Below are 8611 nucleotides of genomic sequence, written 5' to 3'. Positions count from 1 at the left end.
GGGGTTGGGCTGCGGTGCTTGCGTCATGCGCGCCGCGCGGGGGGCAGCGCGATCGTGCGGCCCGCGTATTGCGCCGGCGGCAGCGCGGCGCAGGCGTGCGCGAAGGCCTGCACGCGCGCGGCGACGTCCGGATCGAATGCGACCGCGTGCGGGCCGCCCGTGTCCACGTGCAGCAGCATCTGCTCGCTCGCCGCGACCGGATCGGAGCGCGCGTCGGCGAACATTTCGAGGTACAGATGCAGGCGCTTCGCGTCGTGTGCGATGGGCCGCGCAGCGATGCGCAGTTGCGCGCCCAGCCGGGTTTCGTGCAGGTAGTTGATGTGCGCTTCGAGCGTGAAGAGCGAGCGCTTGCGTGCGCTGCGGGTCGCCGCGTCGAGGCCGATGCGCTCGATCAGCGCGTCGGTCGCGAAGCTGAAGATCAGCATGTAGTAGGCGTCGCGCAGGTGGCCGTTGTAATCGACCCATTCCGGCCGCACCGTGCCGCGGTAGAGCTCCAGTTCTGGCATGGCTTGCGCTCTTGGAAGGTGAGGGGACCGAAACCCGCGGCGCTACTCGTCGGCGCGCAGGCCGTGGCGCGCCTTCGCGGCGTGGATCGCTGCGAGCACGCTCGTGATGCAGTCGTCGCGGTAGCGTTCGAGCTGCCTGATCGAGCGCGTGCCGAGTTGCTGCGTGCTGCCGTCGACCACGCGCTCGATCAGCTCGGCGCTGAGCTGCGGCGCGACGAGGCGGGTCCACGGCAGTTCGAGCGCGGGGCCGAACTGCTGCATGAAATGGCGCATTCCCGCGTCGCCGCCGGCCAGCGTGTAGCTGAGAAAGCTTCCCATGAACGACCAGCGGATTCCTGCGCCGAAGCGGATTGCGTCGTCGATCTCGCCGGTCGTTGCGACGCCGTCGTTCACCAGATGCAGCGCCTCGCGCCACAGCGCTTCGAGCAGCCGGTCGGCGATGAAGCCGGGCACTTCCTTGCGCACGTGCAGCGGCCGCATGCCGAGCGCGCGGTACACCTGCTGCGCGGCTTCGAGCGCCGCGGGCGCGGTGCGCTCGCCGCCGAGCACCTCGACGAGCGGCAGCAGGTACACCGGGTTGAATGGATGGCCGACCACGCAGCGCTCGGGATGCGCGGTGCGCGCGTAGAAATCCGTCGGCAGCAGGCCCGAGGTCGACGAGCTGATGAGCGCATCGGGCCTTGCGGAAAGACCGATTTGTTCGTGCAGCGCGCGTTTGAGCTCGGCGCGCTCGGGCGCGCTCTCCTGAATGAAGTCCGCGTCCGCGACGCAGGCCACCAGCGTATCCACGAAGCGCAGTCGTGCCTGCGACGCCCCGGCGCGCAGGCCGACGCGCTCGAGCGCGGGCCAGGCGTTCGCAAGGTTCTCGCGCAACTGCTTTTCGGCACCCGGCGCCGGGTCCCAGGCCAGCACGTCAAGGCCGTGCGCGAGCGCGCGCGCGACCCAGCCGCTGCCGATCACGCCGGCGCCGATGGCGGCAAATGTCCTGATATCGACGATCACTGGCATGCTGCTCCCGATGCTTGCGAAAAATGATGCAAATGATGCCTTGCTGCCCCGTTCATCAGGCGAACGGCTCGGGCGGGCGGCGTTCCAGCGGTCGCGCGCCACGTGCCGGCAGGCCGAGTGTGCGGCGACCCTCGGCGGGCGAGAGCGCGCGGCCGCCGAGCCGCTCGATGATCTCGAGCGCGCGCTGCACGAGCGTCCCGTTGCGCGCGGGAACGCCCTTGTCGAGCCAGAGGTTGTCTTCGAGGCCGACGCGCACGTGGCCGCCGAGCAGCAGCGCCTGCGCGAGCATTGGCATTTGCATCCGGCCGATGCCGAAGCCGGCCCACTGCGCGCCCGGCGGCAGGTTGTCGACCATGGCCTTCATCGTCGCCGTGTCGGCGGGCGCGCCCCAGGGAATTCCCAGGCAGATCTGGAACAGCGGCGGCGCATCGAGCAGCCCCTCCTTGAGCAGCTGTTTGGCGAACCACAGGTGCCCGGTGTCGAAGACCTCCAGCTCCGGTTTCACGCCGAGTTCCTGTATGCGTTTTGCGCCGGCGCGCAGCTGCGCGGGGGTGGACACGTAGATGCAGTCGCCGTCGCCGAAATTGAGCGTTCCGCAATCGAGCGTGCAGATCTCCGGCAGCAGTTGCTCGATGTGCGCGAGCCGCGTCAGCCCGCCGACGAGGTCCGTTGCCGCGCCGAAGCGCATCGGCTCTTCGCCGGAGCCGATCTCGAGGTCACCGCCCATGCCCGCGGTCAGGTTGATGATCACGTCGGTACCCGACGAGCGGATGCGGTCCAGCACCTCGCGGTACAGCTTCGGGTCGCGGCTGCCGCGGCCGGTCAGCGGATCGCGCACATGGCAGTGCGCGACGGTGGCGCCGGCCCGCGCGGCTTCGATCGCGGCGTCGGCGATCTGCCGGGGCGTGACCGGGATCGCCGGATGCTTGCCGACCGTATCGCCCGCGCCGGTCACGGCGCAGGTGACGATGACTTCGTGGTTCATGCGCGGGGTCATTCCTGTGCTTGCACGTGGGAGGGGGCGTTCCGGTGCCGGCTTCAGAGACCGAGGTGGGCTTTCACCGCCGGCAGCCCCTCCCTGCCGTCGTACGTCTTCACGCCGACCAGCCAGTCGTCGAGCACCTGCGGGTTTTTCTTGAGATACGCCTTCGCCGCGTCGGCGGGCTTGGGTCGGTCCCTGCTCAGCAGGTCCTGCATCACGGTGTTCTCGATCTGCGCCGTGAAGCGCAGATTGCCCACGAGCCTGCCGGCGTTCGGGCAGCGCGTGAGGAAGTCCGGCGCGGTCAGCGTATAGACGCGCGCGACGCCGTCGTTGATGAACGCGCCCTGGCTTCCGGTCAGGTAGCGCATGTCGATCTGTATGTTCATCGGATGCGGTTCCCACCCGAGGAACAGCACCCACTTCCTGTCGCGGACCGCGCGCTCGACGCTGATGAGCATTCCCGCCTCGCTCGATTCGACCAGCTTGAAGCTGCCCATGCCGAACTGGTTCTTGTCGATCATCGCCTTGATCGATGCGTTTGCGCTGGTTCCCGAATCGATGCCGTAGATCTTGCCGTCGAGTTCCGTGTGGTAGCGCGCGATGTCGGAGAAGGTCTTGAGTCCCGCGTCGTATGCGTAGCTCGGCACTGCGAGCGACGCCCTTGCGTTGGGCAGATTCGGCGGCTCCAGCACCTGGATCGTCTTGGCCTCGACGAACGGCGTGATCATCCGCTCCTGCCCCGGCCACCAGTAGCCGAGCGACACGTCGATCTGCCGGTTCTTCAGCCCCGTGAACGAGATCGGCACCGACGCGACGGTCGTCACCGGCTGGTAGCCAAGCCCTTCGAGCACGGTGGACGCGAGCGCCGTGGTTGCCGTGATGTCGGTCCAGCCGATATTCGCAAAGCGGACCTTGCGGCAGCTGTCCGGGTCCTGCGCGCAAACCGGCTGCAGCAGCGCTGCGGCGCACAGCAGGCTGGAGGACAAGGTTTTGGCGTCAAGTGGCATGGAGCTCCTTCCCCTTGGGTCTGTTGCGCGCGGCTTGCGCATCCGCCTGCCGCGCGGGCAATAGTGCTTGGCGTGGGGGGAAGGTACCGTGGCGTGCCCGTACCAAAGCGACCGGCAGCGACCGGTTCTTGCCCGTTTGCGACCCCAAGGGAAAACCAGCATGGTGCGCGCGCCGCCAAGCCAGTACCCATGGGCCTTGCGGGCGTGGGCACCGCTTGCTACGCTCACCCGACCCCGCACGAAAGCCAACACCGTACCCGCTGCACGATGCCCGAAGACATTTCGTTCCTGCTGCTGCCGGGCTTTTCGGCCATCGGCTTCATGTCCGCCGCCGAACCGCTGCGCGTCGCGAACCGCTTTTGCGACGACCTGTACCGCTGGCGCATCCTGAGCATGGACGGCGCATCGGTCATGGCGAGCAACGGCATCTCGCTGAACGCCGAAGCCGCGTTCCACGCCGCCGATCCGCGCACCGTGTTCGTCGTCGCGGGCTTCGACCCGCTGGCCTGCTACAGCCGCGCGCTCGCCGCGTGGCTGCGCCGGCTCGCGCGCGCGGGCGCGACGCTCGGGGGCATCGATACCGGGAGCTTCGTTCTCGCCGAGGCCGGGCTCTTTTGCGCGACCGACCGGCTGACCCTGCATTGGGAGGCGTTGTCGGCGTTCCGCGAGCGCTATCCGGCGCTGCGCGCGAGCCAGGAATTGTTCGAGATCGGCGCCAAGCGCATCACCTGCGCCGGCGGCACCGCGTCGATCGACATGATGCTCGACCTGATCGGCCGCAGCCACGGCGCGGCGCTCGCGGCGGCGGTGTCCGAGCAGTTCGTCGTGGGCCGCATCCGGCAGCGCTCGGACCATCAGCGCATGCAGATCGCCGCGCGCTACGGCGTGCACAACCGCAAGCTGATCCAGGTGATCGGCGCGATGGAGCAGAACATGGAGGAGCCGCTCGCGCCCGACGCGCTCGCGCAGGAGGTCGGCGTCACGCGCCGGCAGTTGGAGCGGCTGTTCTGCGCGGCGCTCGAGGACACGCCGAAGCATTTCTATCGGCAATTGCGCCTGGAGCGCGCGCGCGAGCTGCTGCAGCAGACCGATATGACGGTCACCTCGATCTGCGTCGCGTGTGGGTTCGAGTCGCCATCGCATTTCTCGCGCACCTACCGCGCGAAATTCGGCACCAGCCCGCGCAGGGACCGCAGTCCGGCGCGGGCCACCGCTCGCGTGCCGCACGCACGCACAACTTCGTGAACGACGCCAAGGGGAGAAACCAGCGCATTCCTCCTTTTCATTGCTGTCGCAAGGGGCCCTCGGGCCCCATTTTTCTTGGGCGCTGGTGTTCGCGGAACTTGTCAAACCGCTGTCACCAGAGGAACGCAAGATGAATGAGGCATTCGCCGCGCGCTCCCTGCCTCCTCCACAAACACGGCACAACAAAGGATAGACCCATGAAATTTTCCCCCCTGAGCGTGCGGCTCCTGCCCGCGCTGATCGTGGCCTGCGCGCTTTGCGCCTGCAGCGACAGTGGCGGCGACGTCGCCGCCGCTGGCTCGCCCAGCACCCCACAACAACCCGACACCGGCGTCGCTCCTGTGAAGAGCTGCGCACCCTGAGGGCCAACGACATGAACGACCAGACCAAGCCCATGAACTCGCGCCGCAAATTCCTGACCGGTACCGCCGCCACGGGCGCCGCCGCGCTCGCGTTCTCCGCATTCCCGCCGAGCATCCGCCGCGCGCTCGCCATTCCTGCGAACAACAAGACCGGCACGATCATGGACGTCGAGCACGTCGTGATCCTGATGCAGGAGAACCGCTCCTTCGATCACTACTTCGGCATGCTCATGGGCGTGCGGGGCTTCGGTGACCGCTTCGCCATTCCGCTGGCCGGCGGGCGCCGTGTCTGGGAACAGAGCGACGCCAACGGCAAGGTGGTGCTGCCGTATCACCTCGACCAGACCAAGGGCAACGCGCAACGCGTCACCGGCACGCCGCACGGCTGGACCGACGCACAGAACGCATGGGACGGTGGGCGCCTCAGCCAATGGCCGAAGCACAAAGCCACCGACACGGCGCCCTTCACGCAGTCGATGGGCTACCTGCAAGAGGCCGAATTGCAATTCCAGTACGCGCTGGCCAACGCCTTCACCGTGTGCGATGCCTACCACTGCAGCATGCACACCGGCACCAACTCGAACCGCCTGTTCCACTGGAGCGGCACCAACGGTCCCTCGGGCCAGACGGGCAGCGGCCTGGCAGGTGTCTCCTCGGTGAACAACGCCTGGGACAACCTCCGGTTTCCATGGGACCCCGTGACCAACCCCGGCGTCGATTCGACCACCTACGGCTGCAATTGGACGACCTATCCAGAGCGCCTGCAGGACGCCAAGGTCAGCTGGATGGTCTACCAGAACCTGCCCGAAAACTTCACCGACAACCCGCTGGCGGGCTTCCAGAAATACCGGGTGGCGAACAGGGCATCCGGCAAGAACGACATGCGCTACGACGACAACGCCGGCCCGCCCGCGGGCGTGACACTGCCGGCCTACGACCCGGCCAGCGACGATGCGGGCAACCCGCTCTACAAGGGCGTCGCCAACACCATGCCCGGCGACGGCGGCCTGCTCGGCACGTTCAAACGGGACGTGGCCAACGGCAAACTCGCGCAGGTGTCGTGGATCGTGGCCCCGGCCGAGTATTCCGAACACCCGGGACCTTCGAGCCCGGTGCAAGGCGCGTGGTACATCCAGCAGGTGCTGGACGCGCTCACCGCATCGCCTGATGTGTGGAGCAAGACGGTGTTCATAGTCAATTTCGACGAGAACGACGGCTACTTCGACCATGTGCCATCGCCTGCCGCGCCGTCGATCAACCCGGACAAGAGCGTGGCGGGCAAGACCACGCTCAGCGACGCCGACGTGGCGTTCGAGCGCTACACCCACCCGCTGATCCCCGGGACGCCCGCGAGCGTTCCGGCGCCGGACGGTCGTGTCTACGGCCCCGGCCCGCGCGTGCCGATGTACGTCATCTCGCCCTGGAGCCGCGGCGGCTGGGTCAACTCGCAGGTGTTCGACCACACCTCGGTGCTGCGCTTCCTCGAAGTGCGATTCGGCGTGAAGGAAACGAACATCTCGCCGTTTCGCCGCGCGATCACCGGCGACCTGACCAGCGCCTTCAACTTTGCAACGCCGAACAGCGAAGTGCTGCCCACACTTGCGGGACGCAAGACCCGGGCCGAAGCGGACCAACTGCGGACCGAGCAGGAGAAGCTCTCGCAAATTCCGCTGCCCGCTACGCAGGCGTTGCCGCAGCAGGCCACCGGCACCCGCCCCTCGCGCGCCCTGCCGTACGAGCTGCACACCAGCGCCAAGGCCGACGTGGCGAATGGCAAGCTGCAACTGCTGTTCCTCAACACCGGCAAGGCCGCCGCCGTGTTCCATGTCTACGACAAGCGCCACCTCGACCGCCTGCCGCGCCGCTACATGCTGGAAGCAGGCAAGGGGCTCGACGACACCTGGGCTGCGGTGGCCGACGACAGCGGCGTCTACGACCTGTGGGTGCTGGGGCCGAACGGCTTTCACCGCCACTTCAAGGGCCATCTCGACGCGCTGCGCACCAGCGGTGCGACGCCCGAGGTGCGGGTGTGCTACGACATCGCCAACGGGAATATCTACCTGAACATGCGCAACGACGGCAAGGCCGCGTGCAAGTTCACCATCAACGCCAAGGCCTATCGCAACGACGGCCCGTGGACCGCGACGGTGAACGGCGGTGCCAACGTGGACCAGCACTGGGAGCTCGCCGCGAGCGGCCAGTGGTACGACTTCGCCGTCACCTGCGATGCCGACCCCGGCTACTTCCGCCGCTTTGCCGGCCGCGTGGAAACCGGCAAGCACACGGTGAGCGATCCGGCGATGGGTCGGGCCGACCTCTGAGAAGCATGCGCGGCCGCAGCAGCGCGGCGTAGATCGGCAATCGACGAAATGGCGCGGTCTGCGCGCCGGTCGTGCGCTTGTTCACCGGCAAACCGGGGCGGCCATCGCATGAGCGCCGCCCCTTTCCCATGCATCTGGTTACTGTGCGTGATGTACAGTACCATCCACAGAAGGACCTCTACCTATCTTCTTGCAAGGAGGCCGGACATGGATCGGCGCTGTTTACCGCTCAATGCCCTGCGGGCATTTGAAGCGACCGGAAAGCATCTGAGCGTGACCGCTGCGGCCAATAGCCTGTTTGTGTCGCAGAGCGCAATCAGTCGGCATATCTTGGCGCTGGAGGCCCAGCTGGGCATCAAACTGTTCGAACGCAAGCATCAGCATCTGGAACTGACGCAGGCAGGCCGCATGTTGTTGCCGGTAGTGAATAAATCGTTTGATCGCATCGAACAGACGCTCAAGGCCATCCTCGACGAAGGCGCGGCACCGCGCCGCGTGCTGCAGATGCAAATGCCGCCGACCTTCGCGCACAATTTGGCGGTGCCGATATTGTGCGAATTCCGCGATGCCTTCCCCGACATCATGCTGGACCTGACGATATCCAACCGGGTCGGCATGTCGGAAAATAACGGCGACATTGTCGTGGTCTATTCCAAACCGGAGGTCAACGATCTGATCGCCGACTTGCTGTGGCATGTCCGGTTGACGCCGCTATGCCACCCGTCGCTGCTGGAGCGTCGCAAGGCAAGCGACCTGGAAGACCTCCTGGCGCACAACGATATCGTCCACGTGCAGCTGGAAGGTCAGCCGCGCCACCGTTTGTGGGAACACTTTATGCGCCAGGCAGAATTGCACAACGTGTCTGTGAACCGGGGGCTGGTGTTCGACACGGCGAGCTTGGCGGCGCAGTATGCGATGAGCGGCACCGGCGTTGCCCTGCTCGACCCCTTGCTGTTCCTGGACGAGTTGCGCCGCAACGCGCTGGTACAGCCGTTCGATGCCTGGGTCGACGACGGCTACGGCTACTATCTGCTGACGCATTCGGACGATTTGATGGATGACGCGATTGCCTCGTTCCGTTCGTGGATGATAAAGCGCTTTTCCGGGCTGTCGCTGCAAAACGGTGCGCTGGTGGTGCCTCCCTGCCCGCGCTGACGGACTGCGCGCGCGGGAAGCGTGT

The 8611-nt window shown here is 66.9% G+C and carries 8 protein-coding genes; 4 read left to right on the top strand and 4 right to left on the bottom strand.

Annotation, left to right across the window (positions count from 1 at the left end):
• Nucleotides 1-23: 23 nt before the first annotated feature.
• Genes VTU_RS0112605 through choX form a run of 4 tightly spaced genes read right to left on the bottom strand, consistent with a single transcriptional unit; the run spans nucleotide 24 to nucleotide 3503 of the window.
• Nucleotides 24-506, bottom strand: a complete 483-nt coding sequence (locus tag VTU_RS0112605; protein ID WP_010104679.1) for a thioesterase family protein — start codon at nucleotides 504-506, stop codon at nucleotides 24-26.
• Nucleotides 507-548: 42 nt separating this feature from the next.
• Nucleotides 549-1514: an L-carnitine dehydrogenase gene (locus tag VTU_RS0112600; RefSeq protein ID WP_010104677.1), complete on the bottom strand. Its 966-nt coding sequence runs from the start codon at nucleotides 1512-1514 to the stop codon at nucleotides 549-551.
• Between the two features lie 55 nt (nucleotides 1515-1569).
• Nucleotides 1570-2499: a 3-dehydrocarnitine:acetyl-CoA trimethylamine transferase CdhC gene (gene cdhC / locus VTU_RS0112595; protein ID WP_010104675.1), complete on the bottom strand. Its 930-nt coding sequence runs from the start codon at nucleotides 2497-2499 to the stop codon at nucleotides 1570-1572.
• A gap of 53 nt (nucleotides 2500-2552) precedes the next feature.
• Nucleotides 2553-3503, bottom strand: a complete 951-nt coding sequence (gene choX, locus VTU_RS0112590; protein WP_010104673.1) for a choline ABC transporter substrate-binding protein — start codon at nucleotides 3501-3503, stop codon at nucleotides 2553-2555.
• 267 nt (nucleotides 3504-3770) lie between these two features.
• Between choX and VTU_RS0112585 the strand changes: the two genes are divergently transcribed.
• The 4 genes from VTU_RS0112585 (at nucleotide 3771) to VTU_RS0112570 (ending at nucleotide 8586) form a co-directional block, all read left to right on the top strand.
• Nucleotides 3771-4748: a GlxA family transcriptional regulator gene (locus VTU_RS0112585; RefSeq protein WP_010104671.1), complete on the top strand. Its 978-nt coding sequence runs from the start codon at nucleotides 3771-3773 to the stop codon at nucleotides 4746-4748.
• A gap of 197 nt (nucleotides 4749-4945) precedes the next feature.
• Nucleotides 4946-5110 (top strand): hypothetical protein, encoded by a 165-nt coding sequence (locus VTU_RS33615; RefSeq protein WP_010104669.1) that lies wholly within the window; start codon nucleotides 4946-4948, stop codon nucleotides 5108-5110.
• 32 nt (nucleotides 5111-5142) lie between these two features.
• Nucleotides 5143-7431 carry a phosphocholine-specific phospholipase C gene (locus VTU_RS0112575; RefSeq protein ID WP_010104667.1) on the top strand — a complete coding sequence of 763 codons (2289 nt, stop codon included), beginning with the start codon at nucleotides 5143-5145 and terminating at the stop codon, nucleotides 7429-7431.
• 207 nt (nucleotides 7432-7638) lie between these two features.
• Nucleotides 7639-8586, top strand: a complete 948-nt coding sequence (locus VTU_RS0112570; protein WP_010104665.1) for a LysR substrate-binding domain-containing protein — start codon at nucleotides 7639-7641, stop codon at nucleotides 8584-8586.
• Nucleotides 8587-8611: the final 25 nt, after the last annotated feature.

It is taken from the genome of Verminephrobacter aporrectodeae subsp. tuberculatae At4 (assembly GCF_000193225.1).
Classification (GTDB): domain Bacteria; phylum Pseudomonadota; class Gammaproteobacteria; order Burkholderiales; family Burkholderiaceae_C; genus Acidovorax; species Acidovorax aporrectodeae.
Note: the sequence above shows the minus strand (reverse complement) of the source record. Positions and strands in the feature narration are given on the sequence as shown.